At 54.7% G+C, this 18782-nt stretch carries 14 protein-coding genes and 2 tRNA genes; 7 read left to right on the top strand and 9 right to left on the bottom strand.

Translation table 11 applies throughout. From position 1 onward, the window contains the following. Positions 1-19 precede the first annotated feature (19 nt). The 5 genes from ACLGE8_RS05720 to ACLGE8_RS05700 all read right to left on the bottom strand — a co-directional run bounded on the left by ACLGE8_RS05720 (position 20) and on the right by ACLGE8_RS05700 (position 3236). A complete protein-coding gene (locus ACLGE8_RS05720; RefSeq protein WP_042053675.1) occupies positions 20-262 on the bottom strand; it encodes a hypothetical protein in 243 nt (80 codons plus the stop codon). Positions 263-352: 90 nt separating this feature from the next. Continuing rightward, positions 353-1324, bottom strand: coding sequence for a GAF domain-containing protein (locus tag ACLGE8_RS05715; protein ID WP_410997090.1), 972 nt, complete (start codon positions 1322-1324; stop codon positions 353-355). A gap of 4 nt (positions 1325-1328) precedes the next feature. Continuing rightward, entirely contained in the window at positions 1329-2501 is a 1173-nt protein-coding gene (locus ACLGE8_RS05710) for a tyrosine-type recombinase/integrase (RefSeq protein ID WP_410997088.1), read from the bottom strand. 162 nt (positions 2502-2663) lie between these two features. Further along, positions 2664-2758, bottom strand: a tRNA-Sec gene (locus ACLGE8_RS05705). A 384-nt stretch (positions 2759-3142) separates the two neighbouring features. After that, positions 3143-3236 (bottom strand) — tRNA-OTHER (locus ACLGE8_RS05700). A 290-nt stretch (positions 3237-3526) separates the two neighbouring features. Here ACLGE8_RS05700 and ACLGE8_RS05695 point away from each other — a divergent pair. Both ACLGE8_RS05695 and yicI read left to right on the top strand, forming a co-directional pair. Next, the gene (locus ACLGE8_RS05695) at positions 3527-4921 is read left to right on the top strand and encodes a glycoside-pentoside-hexuronide family transporter (protein ID WP_410997086.1); all 1395 of its coding nucleotides are present in this window, start codon (positions 3527-3529) and stop codon (positions 4919-4921) included. 11 nt (positions 4922-4932) lie between these two features. Then, on the top strand, positions 4933-7251 hold the full coding sequence (gene yicI, locus ACLGE8_RS05690) for an alpha-xylosidase (RefSeq protein WP_410997084.1): 2319 nt from the start codon (positions 4933-4935) through the stop codon (positions 7249-7251). 212 nt (positions 7252-7463) lie between these two features. Here the strand turns inward: yicI and ACLGE8_RS05685 are convergent, their stop codons facing one another. Next, positions 7464-9140, bottom strand: a complete 1677-nt coding sequence (locus ACLGE8_RS05685) for an AsmA family protein (RefSeq protein WP_410997082.1) — start codon at positions 9138-9140, stop codon at positions 7464-7466. A 119-nt stretch (positions 9141-9259) separates the two neighbouring features. Then, positions 9260-10651 (bottom strand): nucleobase:cation symporter-2 family protein, encoded by a 1392-nt coding sequence (locus ACLGE8_RS05680; RefSeq protein WP_410997080.1) that lies wholly within the window; start codon positions 10649-10651, stop codon positions 9260-9262. Positions 10652-10934: 283 nt separating this feature from the next. On the opposite strand from ACLGE8_RS05680, the gene gltS reads away from it, so the two are divergent. Continuing rightward, a complete protein-coding gene (gltS, locus tag ACLGE8_RS05675; protein ID WP_410997078.1) occupies positions 10935-12137 on the top strand; it encodes a sodium/glutamate symporter in 1203 nt (400 codons plus the stop codon). A 127-nt stretch (positions 12138-12264) separates the two neighbouring features. Here gltS and glpK read toward each other — a convergent pair whose 3' ends face one another. Continuing rightward, the gene (glpK, locus tag ACLGE8_RS05670) at positions 12265-13773 is read right to left on the bottom strand and encodes a glycerol kinase GlpK (protein ID WP_410997076.1); all 1509 of its coding nucleotides are present in this window, start codon (positions 13771-13773) and stop codon (positions 12265-12267) included. A gap of 21 nt (positions 13774-13794) precedes the next feature. Continuing rightward, a complete protein-coding gene (locus ACLGE8_RS05665) occupies positions 13795-14643 on the bottom strand; it encodes an MIP/aquaporin family protein (protein ID WP_410997074.1) in 849 nt (282 codons plus the stop codon). 421 nt (positions 14644-15064) lie between these two features. Here ACLGE8_RS05665 and zapB point away from each other — a divergent pair, with 421 nt between their 5' ends. The 4 genes from zapB to ACLGE8_RS05645 all read left to right on the top strand — a co-directional run bounded on the left by zapB (position 15065) and on the right by ACLGE8_RS05645 (position 18732). Continuing rightward, positions 15065-15310, top strand: a complete 246-nt coding sequence (gene zapB, locus ACLGE8_RS05660) for a septal ring assembly protein ZapB (protein WP_115073675.1) — start codon at positions 15065-15067, stop codon at positions 15308-15310. Positions 15311-15515: 205 nt separating this feature from the next. Beyond that, entirely contained in the window at positions 15516-16505 is a 990-nt protein-coding gene (sbp, locus tag ACLGE8_RS05655; protein WP_220440720.1) for a sulfate/thiosulfate ABC transporter substrate-binding protein Sbp, read from the top strand. Positions 16506-16598: 93 nt separating this feature from the next. After that, positions 16599-17354, top strand: coding sequence for a CDP-diacylglycerol diphosphatase (locus ACLGE8_RS05650; RefSeq protein WP_410997072.1), 756 nt, complete (start codon positions 16599-16601; stop codon positions 17352-17354). Positions 17355-17427: 73 nt separating this feature from the next. Continuing rightward, positions 17428-18732: an SLC13 family permease gene (locus ACLGE8_RS05645; RefSeq protein ID WP_410997070.1), complete on the top strand. Its 1305-nt coding sequence runs from the start codon at positions 17428-17430 to the stop codon at positions 18730-18732. Positions 18733-18782 lie beyond the last annotated feature (50 nt).

Genomic DNA, 18782 nt, shown 5'->3' with positions numbered 1-18782 from the left:
ATGTATGGCCCCTCAGACGTCAGGCAGTTTTAATACGGGAATGATGTTTGATATCTTTAAAAATGGCCTCTTCCTCCGACCGAACCTTTTCAGAAATCCAATCATTCATCATTTCTTCAACCTGATTACTCAATCCTTGAGATGAATATTTGAAAAAAACTTTTTCAAAGTCATTTGAAACCGCAAAGCCATCGTTGCTATTACCTTTTGGGGTCAATAGCTTAGCATAGCCTTTACTGGTAACAACTATAGGTTTTTTCATGGCCTTCTCCTCCCTATTGCAAGCATGCACGATATAAATTGAGCATGTCTTGTATATTTTATATAGCATAAAATATCGTAAATAACCATTTTATTTATTCATTTCTTTGTAAATATTAAAAATGACATCTATATAGATGGCGATTAATGATGATATGTTTTGAAGGAAATCTTTATCTCTCGTTAAGGAAAATTGTTCAGGTAATGCACTGGTCAGTACTAATACCCCTAGGCAATCATTTTCAGTATTATCTTCGCTATACGTCAATATTGGAACAGAAATAAAGGAGCAATAATTAATTTTATCTGATGAATTAGTTATTTTTAGTTCGGTACTATTGTTAATGTTAGGGCATATTTTTAATTCTTTATGAAGATAAGTCAATCCGACATGACCAAATCCTGATTTCCAAGCACGATCTTTTCTATCTATTCTATCATCGCAATGTCTAGATGAAACAACCAATTGATCCTGTTCAACGTTGTAAATATAAAAAGCAATATTATAACGAGATTTACTTTCATAACCAAAAAGAGTTTCTCGATGCTTTAGCAAATATGAAAGAATTGTCTCTATGAAATCGTCAAAAAAATCATCTAGTTGTTCACTGGTGAAGCTATCATCTTTCTTTTTCTCCATGAGGTCACGAATATGACTATTAAGTTTCAATGTTGATAAATAAATGACAAGTTTTTGCGTGGCGTTAAGTTCATTAGATATTCGCATCCTTTCTTTTATTGTATCAATGTCGCAGATCAAGTTATTATAACTATTTGAAACCTCTGCCAATTCTGTGCTCGTGTCACTGCGTTTATCTAAATAGTTAAATGCTAAAGCAAAAACTAAATGAATAGCAATTAACATCAAGCATAATAAAAAGAATAAATTGTCAATTTTAGTGACATCATCTTTGTATTGAAATAAGTATGATACTCCCAAACCTATGAGAACGGGAGCTAAAAGAGTGTTCCATACATTAAAAGCTGATATGAAATGACTAGCAAATCTTGCGTTGATGTGCCTATTTTTTTTGAGAATGCTTTCTATTTTCTGTGTATCCATTTTGTCACCTGCCTTGAAGAATTTCATTTGCATAGTATTGGAGCATTGTTCTTCTTTTTTCTAAATAAAGAGCATGATTGTATGTGCCCCGTATAGAATTTTTATCTACATGTGCTAATTGCATTTCAATCCATGCGCTATCAAAACCTTGTTCATGCAAAATTGTCGACATCGTATGTCTGAAACCGTGACCTGTCGCACGCCCCTTGTATCCAAGTAACTCAATCACTTGTGAAATACTCTCTTTCGAAATGGGTTTGCTGCGGTTGTTCCTGCCGATAAAAATATAGGGATAATGACCGGTAATAGGTTTAAGCTGCTTGAAGAGATCAAGTGCTTGAATAGACAAAGGCACAATGTGCGGCCTGCGCATTTTCATCCGTTCTGCCGGGATTTCCCATATACCTTTCTCAAGATCAACCTCTTCCCACGTAGCAAAGCGCATCTCCTGAGTTCTTACGCCAGTTAGCATAACAATCTTAGTCGCATTTCTCGTGATAATGCTGCCGGTATATGCTTCAAGATCTCTAACAAAATGAGGTAGCTCTTCGGCGGATAAAAACGGATGGTGCTTTTGCTTAGGGACAGCCAAAGCTATTGCTAAATCAGGAGCTGGATTGTATTCAGCGCGGCCAGTTATGATTGCGTAGCGATAAACCTCACCGCACCTCTGACGCACCTTACGTGTTTTCTCTAGCGCTCCACGCTTCTCTATCCTCCGTAGCACCTCAAGCAGTTCCAGCGGTTTAATCTCACTTATAGGGCGCTTACCAATGAACGGGAAAACATCTTGCTCAAATGTTTTAATGATTTCTTCGCGGTAGGCCACTGTCCAGCGATCGGCTTTATTTGAGTGCCACTCCCGACATATAGCTTCGAATGAGTTTTCTGTTGAGAGCTGCTGTGCCAGCTTTTGAGCCTTGCGTTCTTCGACTGGATCAAGGCCATTTGCTACCTGCTTGCGTGCTGTTTCACGTTTGTCGCGAGCCTCTGCAAGCGAGACGAGACTGTAGGAACCAAATGACATTAATCGGGCTTTACCTGCAAACCGGTAGCGGAACCTCCATCCTTTGCTCCCGTCGGGATTTATGAGCAAGGATAAGCCTTGTCCATCATTGAGGGTGTAGGGCTTGTCTTGTGCCTTAGCGCGTCGGATTTGTATGTCTGTAAGTGGCATGTGTATAAGTGAAATCTGTGTATAAAAAAATTATACACAATACTATACATATTTTTCGCGGATTTAGGGAGATCCCCTCGGACTGATACGGATGACGCCATTATATAACTTGCTGTAAATAATGGGTTTAAAGGACTTTGCCGGACATGGCAAGACGATATTTGGCGGAAGATCACAGGAGTCGAACCTGCCCGGGACCGCTGGCGGCCCCAACTGGATTTGAAGTCCAGCCGCCTCACCGGAGACGACGATCTTCCGCGCCTACATTGCTACATGGAGGCGGGCGCATTATAGCTACTTTCAATCATTTACCACATCCCCCCTGGGCACATTTTTCGCCCCGTAGCCCCGTCACTTTTGGACTCCCCAGATAAAACCCTGCCTTTTCCTATGGTTACATTTTTCCGCTAGAACACCGCAGACAATTTACCGCACTTCTTGCCCGATGAATGGCGTAAAAACCATCATCACAACCGAATATTTGACCATTTCACGGCCATTTAGCCTCGCGTTTATCAACCGCTGGCCGCGCAGGCTTACGGCGTAAACGAGCCGGGACAGTATCGGTACGAAAAAGGATGTTGCTAAGGGAGAGTATAGATAAAACGGGTAAATGCTTTGGCGGAAAAGTGAGCGAATTTTGGCGGAGATCGCAGGAGTCGAACCTGCCGGGAGCCGCAGGCGGCTACCACTGGAAAAGATGTCCAATCGTCTCACCGGAGACGACGATCTTCCGCGCCTGCATTGCTACATGGAGGCGGGGCGCATTATAGCCACTTTCAATCAGTTACCACATCTTTACTTACATTTTCCGCGAACTTTTTTATATCTGCCGCACGGGTTGGATAGAAATTCCTACAAAATCCGTAAGTTACACTTAGACACACTCTACCCGCCAACCCAGATCACATAAATCAAGAAACGTAATTTGATAACGAGATATCGCAATTCACCTTATACGGCGGATGGTTTAAAAAATGTGTAACCGGTACCAACGTGGCTTCGGTGCGAAAAGGGTTTGAAAGATGAAGAGTGAAGTATTATCTGTCAAAGAGAAGATCGGCTACGGCATGGGCGATGCCGCCAGCCATATCATTTTCGATAACGTCATGTTGTACATGATGTTCTTCTATACCGATATCTTCGGTATACCCGCAGGTTTTGTTGGCACCATGTTCCTTCTGGCGCGCGCGCTGGATGCCATCTCCGACCCGTGCATGGGGCTGCTGGCCGACCGTACCCGCAGCCGCTGGGGCAAGTTCCGCCCGTGGGTGCTGTTTGGCGCGCTGCCGTTCGGCGTGGTCTGCGTGCTGGCCTACAGCACCCCGGATTTCAGCCATAACGGCAAACTGATTTATGCGGCGATCACCTACACGCTGCTGACCCTGTTCTACACCGTGGTCAATATCCCTTACTGCGCGTTGGGCGGAGTTATCACCAACGACCCGACGCAGCGCATTTCGTTGCAGTCCTGGCGCTTCGTGCTGGCAACGGCGGGCGGCATGCTCTCTACCGTATTAATGATGCCGCTGGTGAATTTTATTGGTGGCGACAATAAAGCGCTGGGCTTCCAGGGCGGTATCGCGGTGCTCTCCGTAGTGGCGTTCCTGATGCTGGCCTTCTGCTTCTTCACCACCAAAGAGCGCGTGGAAGCGCCGCCAACCAATAACTCCATGCGTGAAGATCTGCGCGACATCTGGCACAACGACCAGTGGCGTATCGTCGGCCTGCTTACCATCCTCAACATCATGGCGGTCTGCGTACGCGGCGGGGCGATGATGTATTACGTCACCTGGATTATGGGCTCCCCGGCGCTGTTTACCGCCTTCCTCACCACCTATTGCGTCGGCAACCTGATTGGCTCGGCATTAGCCAAACCGTTGACCGACTGGAAATGCAAAGTCAGCGTCTTCTGGTGGACCAACGCCATTCTGGCGGTCCTGAGTCTGGCGATGTTCTTTGTACCGATGAACGCTAGCGTCATCATGTTTGCCTTTATCTTCGTGATTGGCGTTCTGCACCAGCTCGTGACCCCGATTCAGTGGGTCATGATGTCCGACACCGTTGACTACGGCGAATGGCGTAACGGTAAACGTCTTACCGGCATTAGCTTCGCGGGCACGCTGTTCGTGCTGAAGCTCGGCCTGGCGCTGGGCGGCGCGATGATTGGCTGGATGCTGGCCGGCGGCGGTTATGACGCTGCGGCCAAAGCGCAGAACCCAACCACCATCAGCATCATTATTGCCCTGTTCACTATCGTACCGGCTATTTGCTACCTGCTGAGCGCCGTTGTGGCGAAGCGCTTCTACACCCTGAAAACGCCGTTCCTGGTCAAGATGATGGCCGAACTGGCGAGCGGTGCGCACCGCACTCAGCAGGATTTTGAAAACGTATCTATGAAACAATCTCTCGGGAATTAAGAGGACGAACTATGAAGATCAGTGATGGAAACTGGATGACCCAACCGGGTCTCAACTTAATTCATCCTGTCCAGGTGTTTGATGTTGAACAGCATGGGAATGAAATGGTGGTGTACGTGGCGCCGCGCGATGTGCGGGAACGTACATGGCAGCTGGACACGCCGATGTTCACCATTCGCTTTTTCTCTCCTCAGGAAGGGGTGGTTGGCGTGCGCATCGAGCACTTCCAGGGCGCGCTGGATAAAGGCCCGCACTACCCGCTGAACGTGCTGAAAGATGTGAAGGTACAAATCCAGAACACTGCCGAGTTTGCCGAGCTGAAAAGCGGCAACCTGAGCGTGCGCGTCACCAAAGGGGAGTTCTGGTCGCTGGACTTCCTGCGTAACGGCGTCCGCATTACTGGCAGCCAGCTGAAAAATAACGGCTACGTGCAGGACAGCAACGACGACCGCAACTACATGTTCGAGCGTCTGGACCTCGGCGTAGGTGAAACCGTGTACGGCCTCGGCGAGCGCTTTACCGCGCTGGTGCGCAATGGCCAGAACGTGGAAACCTGGAACCGCGACGGCGGCACCAGCACCGAACAGTCCTACAAAAATATTCCGTTCTACCTGACCAACCGCGGCTACGGCGTGCTGGTGAATCACCCGGAAAACGTCTCCTTTGAGATTGGCTCTGAGAAAGTCTCCAAGGTGCAGTTCAGCGTCGAAGGCGAGCATCTGGAATACTTCGTTATCGACGGCCCAACACCGAAAGAGGTGTTGAACCGCTATACCCAGTTCACCGGCCGCCCGGCGCTGCCGCCGGCCTGGTCCTTCGGCCTGTGGCTGACCACCTCGTTCACCACCAACTACGACGAAGCAACGGTCAACAGCTTTATCGATGGCATGGCGGAACGCGACCTGCCGCTGCACGTCTTCCACTTCGACTGCTTCTGGATGAAAGCCTTCCAGTGGTGCGACTTCGAGTGGGACCCGGTGACCTTCCCGGACCCGAAAGGCATGATCCAGCGCCTGAAAGACAAAGGGCTGAAGGTCTGCGTGTGGATTAACCCGTACATCGGCCAGAAATCCCCGGTCTTCCAGGAGCTGAAAGAAAAAGGCTACCTGCTCAAACGCCCGGATGGTTCGGTCTGGCAGTGGGATAAATGGCAGCCGGGCCTGGCGATTTATGACTTCACCAACCCGGAAGCCTGCCAGTGGTACGCCGACAAGCTGAAAGGCCTGGTGGAGATGGGCGTCGACTGCTTCAAAACCGACTTCGGCGAGCGCATCCCGACCGACGTGCGTTGGTTCAACGACGCCGACCCGCAGAAAATGCACAACCACTACGCCTACATCTACAACGAGCTGGTGTGGAACGTACTTAAAGAGAACCTCGGCGAGAAAGAAGCGGTGCTGTTTGCCCGTTCCGCTTCAGTGGGCGCGCAACAGTTCCCGGTGCACTGGGGCGGCGACTGCTACGCCAACTACGAATCCATGGCGGAAAGCCTGCGCGGCGGCCTGTCTATCGGCCTGTCCGGCTTTGGTTTCTGGAGCCACGATATTGGCGGCTTCGAAAACACCGCCCCGGCGGATGTCTACAAGCGCTGGTGCGCCTTCGGCCTCTTCTCCAGCCATAGCCGTCTGCACGGCAGCAAATCCTACCGTGTGCCATGGGCGTACGACGAAGAGTCCTGCGACGTGGTGCGCTACTTCACTGAAATGAAGTGCCGCATGATGCCGTACCTGTACCGTCAGGCGGCGCTGGCCAACGAGCAGGGCACGCCGATGCTGCGCGCCATGATGCTGGAATTCCCGGACGACCCGGCGTGCGACTACCTCGACCGTCAGTATATGCTCGGCGACTCTCTGGCAGTAGCGCCGGTGTTCACTGAAGCGGGCGATGTGCAGTTCTATCTGCCGGAAGGCCGCTGGACGCACCTGTGGCACAACGACGAGGTTCAGGGCAGCCGCTGGCATAAACAGCAGCATGACTTTATGAGCCTGCCGGTGTACGTGCGTGACAACACCCTGCTGGCGCTGGGCAACAATAGCCAGGTGCCGAACTACGCCTGGCATGAAGGGACCGCGTTCCAGTTGTTCCATCTGGAAGACGGTCGCCAGGCGGTGTGTGAAGTGCCAGCGCAGGACGGTTCGGTTATCTACACGCTGACCGCGAAACGTCAGGGTAATGTGATTACCGTGACGGGCAACGGCAAGGCGAGCGGCTGGACCCTGTGTCTGCGCAACATCCAGCAGGTGGCTGGCGTGCAGGGCGGGGCGCAGGCGGGCAATGAGCTAGGCGTGGTGGTGACGGCGCAGGGGAATGAGCTGGTGATTACGCTGTAGTATTGAGGGGGCCCTCTCACCCTAACCCTCTCCCCACGGGGGAGAGGGGACCGATGGTGCGGCTAGCATGTTTGGTTTTCTCCCTCGCCCCTTTGGGGAGAGGGCCGGGGTGAGGGGAGCCCCAGCACGATCTCTTTGTAGCCCGGCCAGGCGCAGCGCCGCCGGGGCGGCTCCTAGCCAACCCCGGGGTCGGCGTAAACGCCTCGCCCGGGCTACTTAATCATGCCGCCCTGCATCTGCTGGGTCACTTCCTGTTTATCCATATTCACCGCATGCAGCTGCCCGTTCACCGTTGGTTTCAGCGGCGCATTCGCCTGCACATTCCCGCTCGCCGTCAGCTGAACATTCCCGTCGCCGGTAATCGGCAGCGCGGGCCATCCCCATTGTTGGAGCACGTTCAACGGCACGCCGCGGCCGTTCAGCGTCACGCTGGTCTGGCGATGCGGCTGCTGTGCCACGGTGGCGGTGGCTTCCAGAATGCCTTTTTCGGTAAAGGCGCTCAGTTCGGTGATATTAACGTTCGAAGCATCGGCATTCAGCGTCATGGATGGGCGACGTACGTCAACGCGGTTAAAGGTTGCCGCCGCGCCGTTCAGCGTCGCGCTGCCGCCCCAGATGCCCCACTGGCGGTTTTTCGCCAGCTGCAGGTTGGCACCGTAGCCGTCCAGCGCGGTGACCTGCCACGGGAAGTCCGGGTTGATATCAATCACCAGGTTGCGGCTGGCGCCAAATTTCTTCAGCGTTACGCTTTGCAGCCACGGCGGCAGCTGCTCCATCCACAGCGTCTTCCAGTTCTCCGGCAGCGTATATTCCAGCCCGGCGAAAACCGCGTCGTCCAGCACCAGTGCGTTACCGGCGCGCAGCCAGTTGCCGGAACTGCGCACCATGCCGCCTTCCCAGCGCGAGGTGAACTGGCGCAGCGCAATGCCCTGCGGTGAGAATTCGGCGTTGAGGATTGGGTCGAGCAGATGCAACGAGCCGTAGATAAACTCGCTGGCATTCATCGAGATTTTGCCGTCCTCGCTCTGCCAGCCGCCCTGGCTGAGAGTCAGGTTGCGCAAGTTGAGGTCGAGGTCGGTGACTGCCCAGTCCGGGCCCTGCAGGCGCGCGTCGGTAATGTCCAGCCGACCAATCTGCAGCGATGGCACGGTGGTCAGCGGGGCCAGGAAATCGAGCAGCGACTTGTCGCTCTGCATGCGGATGTCGTTAAGACGCAGATTATCCACCACCCAACTGCCGTCGCTGTTGCGCCGTGCATTGCCTGTGAGCGAGCCGCGTGCCATATCCGCGCCGACGGTAGTCAAGGTGACCTCACCGTTATCGAGCGAGCCTTCAATCAATGCGTTGGTGGCCGGTACGCCGTTCAGCGATAACGAGCCTGCGCTCATCTGAATCTGGGCTTTGGTGCCCAGCACGTTGCCTGCTACCGGTGCCCACGGCATCACGCCGCCGGAGACGCGCTGGGCGCTCAGTTCCCAGCCGGTTTCCGGGCTGTTCAGCGCCATATTGCTTAGCTGTAGACGGTCTGCGGCAAACGGCAGCGGCGCGGTGGAAGGGGACAGATTCAGCGTGCCGTCCTGCAATAGAATGGTATCGACGTGCAGCGGGTCGGTTATCTGGCGCGAACTCAGACCGATATCCACCGCTTTGGCGACCAGCGTCGCGGGCTTGCCGTCGCGGCCAAAGGTGACGTTTTTCAGCAGGATATGTGAAGGCGAAGAGAAGCGATGGTCCATCGCATCAAACGTAATGTGATAGGCGGTGTTATCGCTCAGCCACTGACTAACGTGGCGGGCGCCCCAGCGCGTTTGCAATAAAAAATAAAAGGCAACGATCACCACTAACAGGGCGATCAGTAGCCAGATAATGAGCTTTCCAAGAAATTTCATGATCTTCCATCCTGTGAATGGCACATAAACCTGTTATGCATGATTTATATGCAATGCTCAAGCTGGGAATCGTATTATTCGATGTCAGCGGCAGTGGCGAAACCACTGCCGCGGAGGGATTACGCTTTTTCCGGCGGGAAGACCAGGTTGAGGATAATCGCGGTGATACCGCCGGCGGCGATGCCGGAGGAGAGCAGGTTTTTCAGCCAGTCCGGCGCAAACTGCAGGATTTGCGGCTGCTGGGAAACGCCCAGGCCGACGGCCAGCGACAGCGCGATAATCAGAATCGCACGGCGGTTCAGCGGCTCGCGGGAGACGATACGCACGCCGGAAGCGGCGATGGTCCCGAACATCACCAGCGTTGCGCCGCCGAGCACCGGCTCAGGGATATGCTGCACAAAGCCGCTTACCGCTGGGAACAGGCCGAGCACGATCAGCATCAGCGCCACCACAAAGCCCACGTAGCGGCTGGCAACGCCGGTCAGCTGAATCACGCCGTTGTTCTGCCCGAAGCAGGAGTTGGGGAAGGTGTTGAACACCGCTGAGACGCAAGAGTTCAGGCCGTTTGCCAGCACGCCGCCTTTCAGGCGCTTCATATAGACCGGGCCGGAAACCGGCTGCTCGGAAACGTCAGAGGTGGCGGTGATATCGCCAATGGTCTCGAGCGAGGTAATCATAAACACCAGCATCAGCGGCAGCAGCAGGCTCCAGTCGATGCCTAAGCCGTAGTACAGCGGCGTCGGGATGGTGATCAGGCTGCTGTTCGCGGGAGCAGCGTTCTCCGGCAGCATGCCGAGGAACCACGCCATCAGGTAGCCTGCCGCCATGGCGATCACCAAAGAGGCGATGCGCAGGTACGGGTTACGCTGGCGGTTAAGCAGAATAATGATAGCCAGCACGATCCCTGCCAGCAGCAGGTTTTTTGGCGCGCCAAAGGTGTGGTCTGCCATCGCCGCGTAGCCACCGCCGATGGAGGTCAGGCCGACCTGAATCAGCGACAGGCCGATAATCATTACCACCACGCCGGAGACCAGCGGCGTAATCACGCGGCGCGCCAGGTGCAGTACGCGGGAGATAACCATCTCGGTGCAGCTCGCCAGCATCAGGGTGCCGAACAGCGCCGCCATCATCGTTGGCACGTCCGCGCCGCCAGTTTTCAGCGCCGTGCCGCCCATAATCAGCGGGGCGACGAAGTTGAAGCTGGTGCCCTGAATCGACAACAGGCCGGAACCCACCGGACCCCAGGCTTTAATCTGAATGATGGACGCCACGCCGGAGGCAAATAACGACATGCTGATGATGTGCTGAGTGTCTTCGGCTGGTAGGCCAAGCGCCTGACAGATGAGCAGCGCGGGGGTGATCACCGCGACAAACATCGCCAGCAGATGCTGGAACGCCGCAAACAGCGTCTGCGCCAGCGGCGGACGATCTTCCAGTCGATAGATTAATTCGCTGTTTTGCGTATGCGCAATCGGTTGCGCATCGGCTTGATCGAGTGTGTTAGAAGACATCTCAGAGGTAATCCCGTGGTGGAAAAGTGGCGATTTTAGCGGACTGGTTGGTAAAAGCAAACGGTTGCTTTCACTGATGGCAAATTATTGCGGAAAATAACCGTGAAAAGTGAGAGGGTTTAACCCGGTAAGTTAACGAAAATGATGACAAATAATACGTTTTTCTATCATTGAACGACCTTTCTTGCTTACACTTTGGACCAACGTCTCATGAGGAGGCGTGGACGACATGGGAAATTGGTCGCGTGTGAATGAATCATGCGTTTAGTCAGGAGCTGCATTTATGTTTCATCTCGATACTTTATCGACGCTCGTTGCCGCAACGCTGGTGTTGCTGCTAGGACGTAAACTGGTTCAGAGCGTTCCCTTCCTTAAGAAATACACTATCCCCGAGCCCGTTGCGGGCGGCCTGCTGGTGGCGCTGGCGCTGCTGGTGCTGAAAAAAAGCATGGGCTGGGAAATCGACTTCGATATGAGCCTGAAGGACCCGCTGATGCTGGCGTTCTTCGCCACTATCGGCCTTAACGCCAATATCGCCAGCCTGCGTTCGGGCGGCAAGGTTGTCGGGACGTTCCTGATTGTGGTCGTTGGCCTGCTGCTGCTGCAAAACGCACTGGGCATCGGTATGGCGAAGCTGTTAGGGCTCGACCCGCTGATGGGGCTGCTGGCGGGGTCGATTACCCTCTCCGGCGGACACGGCACCGGGGCGGCGTGGAGCAAGCTGTTTATCGAACGCTATGGCTTTGAAAACGCGACAGAAGTGGCGATGGCCTGTGCCACCTTCGGGCTGGTGCTCGGCGGCCTGATTGGCGGGCCGGTGGCGCGCTATCTGGTGAAACACTCGTCATCACCGGACGGTACGCCGGACGATCTGGAAGTGCCGACGGCGTTCGAAAAGCCGGACGTGGGCCGCAGCATCACCTCGTTGGTGCTGATTGAGACCATTGCGCTTATCGCCATCTGTTTGACGCTGGGTAAAGTGATTGCGCAACAGCTCGCTGATACGGCGCTGGAGCTGCCAACGTTCGTCTGCGTGCTGTTTGTCGGGGTGATCCTCAGCAACGGCCTGGCGCTGATGGGCTTCTATCGTGTCTTTGATCGCGCGGTTTCCGTCTTAGGTAACGTCAGCCTGTCGCTGTTCCTGGCGATGGCGCTGATGAGCCTCAAGCTGTGGGAACTGGCGGATCTGGCGCTGCCGATGATTGTGATTCTGGCGGTGCAGACCGTGGCGATGGGGCTGTATGCCATTTTCGTCACCTACCGTTTGATGGGCAAAAACTACGATGCGGCGGTGCTGGCGGCGGGTCACTGCGGCTTTGGCCTTGGCGCAACGCCAACGGCGATTGCCAATATGCAGGCGATTACCGAGCGTTTCGGGCCATCACATATGGCGTTTCTGGTGGTGCCGATGGTGGGGGCGTTCTTTATTGATATCGTCAATGCGCTGGTGATTAAGCTGTATTTGATGTTGCCGATATTTGGCTGAAATAAAAATGCCGGAGGTAATCTCCGGCATTTTTTTGCCTGATGGCGCTACGCTTATCAGGCCTACAAACGGATGCCGTTCGGTTCCCTCTCCCTTAAAAAGGGAGAGGGGGCATACCGTGCGATACTTACCCTTCGTGATCTTCCCACGCTAACGCGCGTTTCACCGCTTTCTGCCAGCCGCTGTAGCGGTAGTTACGTTCGGTGGTTTCAATCCCCGGACGGAACTCGCGCTCAATCACCGCTTTCTCCTGCAGCTCATCCAGGTTCTGCCAGAAGCCGACCGCCAGCCCGGCCAGGTAGGCCGCGCCGAGCGCTGTGACTTCACGCACTTCTGGACGCTCAACGCGAGTGCCAAGAATGTCGGACTGGAACTGCATCAGGAAGTTGTTGGCGACCGCGCCGCCGTCTACACGCAGGGCGTGCAGACGAATGCCGGAGTCGGCCTGCATTGCTTCCAGCACGTCACGGGTCTGGTAGGCGATGGATTCCAGCGTAGCGCGAATAATGTGGTTCGAGTTCACGCCGCGGGTCAGGCCGAAAATAGCACCGCGCGCATACGGGTCCCAGTACGGTGCGCCGAGGCCGGTAAAGGCCGGTACCACGTACACGCCGTTGGTGTCCTTCACTTTGGTGGCGAAGTACTCGGAGTCGAACGCGTCGCTAATCAGCTTCATTTCATCGCGCAGCCACTGAATGGATGCGCCCGCCATAAACACCGCACCTTCCAGCGCATAGTTCACTTCGCCGCGTGGGCCGCAGGCGATGGTGGTCAGTAGGCCGTGGCTGGAGGCCACCGCTTTCTCACCGGTGTTCATCAGCATAAAGCAGCCGGTACCGTAGGTGTTTTTCGCCATCCCTTCTTTCACGCACAGCTGGCCGAACAGCGCCGCCTGCTGGTCACCGGCAATCCCGGCGATTGGAATACGGGTACCGCCTTTACCGCCGATGTTGGTCTGACCGTACACTTCGGAAGACTTGCGCACTTCCGGCAGCATGGCGCGAGGGATATCCAGCGCGTCCAGCATTTTGTCGTCCCACTCCAGCGTATTGATGTTGAACAGCATGGTACGTGAGGCGTTGGTGTAGTCGGTGACGTGGACGCGGCCCTGGGTCATTTTCCAGATAAGCCAGGTATCAACGGTACCAAACAGCAGCTCGCCACGTTTCGCACGCTCGCGGGAGCCCTCAACGTGGTCGAGGATCCACTTCACTTTGGTGCCGGAGAAGTATGGGTCCACCACCAGGCCGGTGGCTTTGCGCACATACTCTTCCATACCGTCGCGCTTGAGCTGCTCGCAGATATCTGCGGTGCGGCGGCACTGCCAGACGATGGCGTTGTAAATCGGCTTACCGGTTTCGCGCTCCCACACCACGGTGGTTTCACGCTGGTTGGTGATACCGATAGCGGCAATCTGATCAGAGCTAATGTCGGCTTTTGCCAGCACTTCAACCAGCGTGGAGCTTTGGGTTGCCCAGATCTCCATTGGGTCATGCTCAACCCAGCCTGGCTTAGGGTAAATTTGTTCGAATTCGCGCTGTGACACGCTGACGATGTTGGCGTCATGATCCATAACGACGGCGCGGGAGCTGGTGGTGCCCTGGTCGAGCGCAACGATATATTTTTTATCAGTCATAATGAGCGTTCCGTAGTCAGTTTACAGCGAAGCATTTTGTTGGTTCTGGCTGGAGGCCGCTTTCGGCTCTTCAACCTCGCAGGTGTCGCATGGCAGGTGACGGCCAATCAGCTTGCGATAGCTGAACGCACCCAGCGCAGCACCTACTATTGGCGCACACAGCGGCACCAGGAAGTAAGGAATATCTTTGGCGCCGGTGAAGGCGACGTCACCCCAGCCTGCCAGCCAGGCGAACGTTTTCGGTCCAAGGTCACGCGCTGGGTTCATCGCAAACCCGGTCAGTGGACCCATGGACGCGCCGATAACCGCAATCAGCAGGCCAATCAGCAGCGGGGCCAGCGGCCCACGTGGAATACCGTTACCGTCGTCGGTGAGTGCCAGGATTACGCCCATCAGGATAGCGGTAATCACCATTTCTACCGCGAAAGCCTGCACAAAATTGATATGTGGGTTCGGGTAAGTCGAGAAAATACCGGCCAGTTCAAGACTTTCGACGCTACCGCGCACCATATTGTGCGTATGTTCGAAGTCGAGGAAAAGGTTGTAATAAAGCCCGTAGACCAGCGCGGCAGCGCAGAACGCGCCGGCAAACTGAGCCACGATGAACGGAACGACTTTACGCCCGTCGAAGCAGGCGAACAGCCAAAGTGCAATGGTCACGGCCGGGTTAAGATGCGCACCGGAAACCCCCGCGGTCAGGTAAATGGCCATCGCCACGCCCAGACCCCAGATGATACTGATTTCCCACTGACCGAAGCTCGCACCCGCGACTTTCAGCGCGGCAACACACCCTACGCCGAAGAAAATCAACAACCCGGTACCAAGAAACTCGGCAATGCACTGGCCTTTTAAGGTTGATGTCTGGCTCATAATCGGAATCCTAAAGACTAATTGATGATTATTGTGTTCATAAGCGTTCGTAACACTCATGTTGCCTTGTAGGCATAGTGTTAATTTATCGTTAACGAGTGTAAACGAGAAATATCGAAATCAAAATGTGTGTGCCGTGTCATGAAATGAGCGTTTTCGCGCCAATAAGTGAACATTATCGGAACGAAAAATGTGAGGAGGAAAACATTCTCTTAGCTAAACATTTAACAATTTAATGGAAAAGGACACTAACGCTCCAGGACCAGACCGAAAATTGCGGACAACCGCAATCTACAGGCTCTGGCGCTGGACAGTCGCGACGGCGCTCCATACAATCGACTGCAAGCCGTGCGCTTATTTACGTTAAGGCGTCGCCGGGGTTCCGGGACGATATCAACGCCTTGCAAGATCAGGAGAGGTTATGACGATGTCATTAGAAGTGTTTGAGAAACTGGAAGCGAAAGTTCAGCAGGCGATTGATACCATCACGCTGTTGCAGATGGAAATCGAAGAGCTGAAAGAAAAGAACAACACCCTGGCGCAGGACGTACAGTCTGCACACCAGAGCCGTGAAGAGCTGGAGCGTGAAAACAACCAGCTGAAAGAACAGCAGAGCGGCTGGCAGGATCGTCTGCAGGCGCTGCTCGGCCGCATGGAAGAAGTCTGATTCCATTCCTCCCCGGGCAGTTTTAACGGCCTGGGGATGTTCCTCCCCCTCTATCTCCCCCGCTGAGTGATTTCGAGCAAACGCGCATTTCGCGTGTCCGCTTATATTTCAAAACTGCATAATCAATCTTTTTTTATTCTTTAATCATCGGTTAGATTTCTGGCAGGCTAGCCTCATTACAACACAACAGATAAGAGAGCGGGCGATGAATAAGTGGGGCGTAGGGTTAACTCTTTTGCTGGCTACTACCAGCGTACTGGCTAAGGACATCCAATTACTCAACGTGTCGTACGATCCGACGCGTGAATTGTACGAACAATACAACAAGGCGTTCAGCGCGCACTGGAAAAAAGAGACCGGTGATAACGTAGTGATCCGCCAGTCGCACGGCGGCTCTGGTAAGCAGGCCACTTCCGTGATCAACGGTATTGATGCCGACGTAGTCACGCTGGCGCTGGCCTATGATGTTGATGCCATTGCTGAGCGCGGCCGCATCGACAAAAACTGGATCAAACGCCTGCCGGATAACTCTGCGCCGTACACCTCCACCATCGTGTTCCTGGTGCGTAAAGGCAACCCGAAACAGATTCACGACTGGAACGACCTGATTAAACCGGGCGTTTCCGTGATTACTCCTAACCCGAAAAGCTCCGGCGGCGCTCGCTGGAACTACCTGGCAGCCTGGGGCTACGCCCTGCACCACAACAACAACGATCAGGCCAAAGCGCAGGACTTCGTGAAGGCGCTGTATAAGAACGTGGAAGTGCTGGACTCCGGCGCTCGTGGTTCGACTAACACCTTCGTAGAACGCGGCATAGGCGACGTGCTGATTGCCTGGGAAAACGAAGCGCTGCTGGCGACGAACGAGTTGGGTAAAGACAAGTTTGAAATCGTTACCCCAAGCGAATCGATCCTCGCCGAGCCGACCGTTTCTGTGGTCGACAAAGTGGCTGAGAAAAAAGGCACCACTGCGGTAGCGGAAGCGTACCTGAAATACCTCTACTCGCCGGAAGGCCAGGAGATTGCGGCGAAGAACTACTATCGCCCACGTGACCCGGCTGTGGCGAAAAAGTATGAAAGCGAGTTCCCGAAACTGAAGCTCTTCACCATTGATGATGAGTTCGGCGGCTGGACTAAAGCGCAGAAAGACCACTTCTCTAACGGTGGAACCTTCGACCAGATTAGTAAGCGTTAATCTCCCTCTAACGCCCGGTGATTTTACCGGGCGTTTTCTTTTGGTCATCAAACTACGTTACTCTTCCCCCTTGATTTGATTTGGGGAGACAATATGACGCGCTTAAAATACCTGCTGGCAGCTTTGTTGGTTTTGGTGATCGCCGCCGCTGCAGGCGGCTGGTACTGGCTGCATTCCGGCAACCCGGACGCACTGCGCCACATTGTGCTGCAGGAATGCGTTCCCAATCAGCTGAATCATCGCACCCCGGCCCCCTGCGCTGACGTGAACCCGAAGGGCGGATATGTACTGTTTAAAGACCGTAACGGCCCGCTGCAGTATCTGCTGATGCCAACCTACCGTATTAATGGCACCGAAAGCCCACTGCTGCTGAACCCGCAAACGCCAAACTTCTTCTGGCAGGCGTGGCAGCGTCGGATGATCATGAGTGATAAACGGGGCTCGGAAGTGCCGGATAGCGCGATTTCGCTAACCATCAACTCCCGTACCGGGCGGACGCAAAACCATTTCCACATCCATATCTCCTGCCTTCGCAAAGACGTTCGCGAACAACTGGACGGCGACATTGCTGCCATTAGCAGCCGTTGGCTACCGCTGCCGGGCGGGTTGATGGGGCATGAATATCTGGCGCGTCGCGTCACTGAAAACGAGCTGGCGCAGCGCAGCCCGTTCCTGATGCTGGCGGAAGAAGTGCCGGAAGCGCGCGACCATATAGGGCGTTTCGCGCTGGCGCTGGTGAAGCAAAGCGATGACTCGCTGTTGCTGTTGGCGACCGAGCGTAATCTGCTGACCCTGAACCGCGCGTCTGCCGAGGAAATCCAGGATCATCGCTGCGCAATCCTGCAATAACCCCACCTAATCTGGCGTTTACCTGTCTACCCTGTCGTCGTATGCTTGCTGAAAAAAACGACAGGAGACAGGTATGTCGCTCTGGTTGTCCCACCCTCTGTTCCTTCCCTCTATCATCGTTGGCGTGACTATCCTGCTGTGGGCCACCTCGCTGCTGCCGGAGTTTATTACTGCGCTGCTGTTCTTCGCGGCGGCGATGACGGCGAAAATCGCGCCGCCGGACGTTATCTTCGGTGGCTTTGCCTCGTCGGCCTTCTGGCTGGTGTTCAGTGGTTTTGTGCTCGGCATTGCCATTCGTAAAACCGGGCTGGCGGATCGCGCTGCGCGGGCGCTCTCCTCAAGGCTCACCGACTCCTGGCTGCTGATGGTCGGCAGCGTGGTGCTGCTCAGCTACGCGCTGGCGTTTGTGATGCCGTCGAATATGGGGCGTATTGCGCTGCTGATGCCGATTGTGGCGGCGATGGCCAAGCGTGCGGGTATCGAAGACGGCACTCGCGCCTGGTATGGGCTGGCGCTGGCCGTTGGCTTCGGTACCTTTCAGCTTTCCGCGACGATTCTGCCGGCGAACGTGCCTAATCTGGTGATGAGCGGGGCGGCGGAAGGGGCCTATGGTATTCATCTCAACTACGTGCCGTATCTGCTGCTGCATACGCCGGTGCTGGGCTGGCTCAAGGGTGCTGCACTGGTGGGACTTATCTGCTGGCTGTTTCCCGGAAAACCACACCCGCCGCGCGACCTGGAACCGCTGCCGCCAATGAGCGGGGATGAGAAGCGCCTGGCGTGGTTATTAGCGGTGGTCTTAACGCTATGGGTGAGCGAGAGCTGGCACGGCATAGGGCCAGCCTGGACCGGGCTGGTGGCCGCGGTCATTACGTTGCTGCCGCGCGTGGGGTTTATCAACGGTGATGAATTTGCCAGCGGGGTGAACATTCGCGCCTGCGTTTACGTGGCAGGGATTCTGGGGCTGGCGATCACTGTGACCCAAACCGGGATTGGTGCTGTCGTGGGTAATGCGCTGCTGCATATCATGCCACTCAGCGAAGACGCGCCGTTTACCAGCTTCTTCGCGTTAACCGGCATTACCAGCGCGCTGAACTTCATTATGACCGCCAACGGCGTACCTGCGCTTTATACCACTTTTGCTCAGAGCTTCTCCGATGCCACCGGCTTCCCGCTGCTGAGCGTGATTATGATTCAGGTGCTGGGTTATTCCACGCCGCTGCTGCCATATCAAGCGTCGCCTATCGTGGTGGCGATGGCGTTAGGGAAGGTGCCTGCACGGGCGGGGATGCTGCTGTGTCTGGCGCTGGCGGCGGTGAGCTATCTGCTGCTGTTGCCGCTGGATTACGCGTGGTATCAGGTGTTGGGGAAATTATAATAACGTGCTGGATGGCGCTGCGCTTATCCGGCCTACAAAATAATAAAACC

It is taken from the genome of Kluyvera sp. 142486, from assembly GCF_046569695.1.
Classification (GTDB): domain Bacteria; phylum Pseudomonadota; class Gammaproteobacteria; order Enterobacterales; family Enterobacteriaceae; genus Kluyvera.
This window is presented reverse-complemented; position numbering and strand designations above follow the sequence as displayed.

Bases quoted from the DNA above. Each gene is read 5' to 3' on its own strand.
- ACLGE8_RS05645 (WP_410997070.1), top strand. From the start codon at position 17,428: ATGTCGCTCTGGTTGTCCCACCCTCTGTTCCTTCCCTCTATCATCGTT.
- ACLGE8_RS05665 (WP_410997074.1), bottom strand. From the start codon at position 14,643: ATGAGCCAGACATCAACCTTAAAAGGCCAGTGCATTGCCGAGTTTCTT.
- ACLGE8_RS05715 (WP_410997090.1), bottom strand. From the start codon at position 1,324: ATGGATACACAGAAAATAGAAAGCATTCTCAAAAAAAATAGGCACATC.
- zapB (WP_115073675.1), top strand. From the start codon at position 15,065: ATGACGATGTCATTAGAAGTGTTTGAGAAACTGGAAGCGAAAGTTCAG.
- glpK (WP_410997076.1), bottom strand. From the start codon at position 13,773: ATGACTGATAAAAAATATATCGTTGCGCTCGACCAGGGCACCACCAGC.
- ACLGE8_RS05695 (WP_410997086.1), top strand. From the start codon at position 3,527: ATGAAGAGTGAAGTATTATCTGTCAAAGAGAAGATCGGCTACGGCATG.
- ACLGE8_RS05685 (WP_410997082.1), bottom strand. From the start codon at position 9,140: ATGAAATTTCTTGGAAAGCTCATTATCTGGCTACTGATCGCCCTGTTA.
- gltS (WP_410997078.1), top strand. From the start codon at position 10,935: ATGTTTCATCTCGATACTTTATCGACGCTCGTTGCCGCAACGCTGGTG.
- ACLGE8_RS05650 (WP_410997072.1), top strand. From the start codon at position 16,599: ATGACGCGCTTAAAATACCTGCTGGCAGCTTTGTTGGTTTTGGTGATC.
- ACLGE8_RS05680 (WP_410997080.1), bottom strand. From the start codon at position 10,651: ATGTCTTCTAACACACTCGATCAAGCCGATGCGCAACCGATTGCGCAT.
- ACLGE8_RS05710 (WP_410997088.1), bottom strand. From the start codon at position 2,501: ATGCCACTTACAGACATACAAATCCGACGCGCTAAGGCACAAGACAAG.
- yicI (WP_410997084.1), top strand. From the start codon at position 4,933: ATGAAGATCAGTGATGGAAACTGGATGACCCAACCGGGTCTCAACTTA.
- ACLGE8_RS05720 (WP_042053675.1), bottom strand. From the start codon at position 262: ATGAAAAAACCTATAGTTGTTACCAGTAAAGGCTATGCTAAGCTATTG.
- sbp (WP_220440720.1), top strand. From the start codon at position 15,516: ATGAATAAGTGGGGCGTAGGGTTAACTCTTTTGCTGGCTACTACCAGC.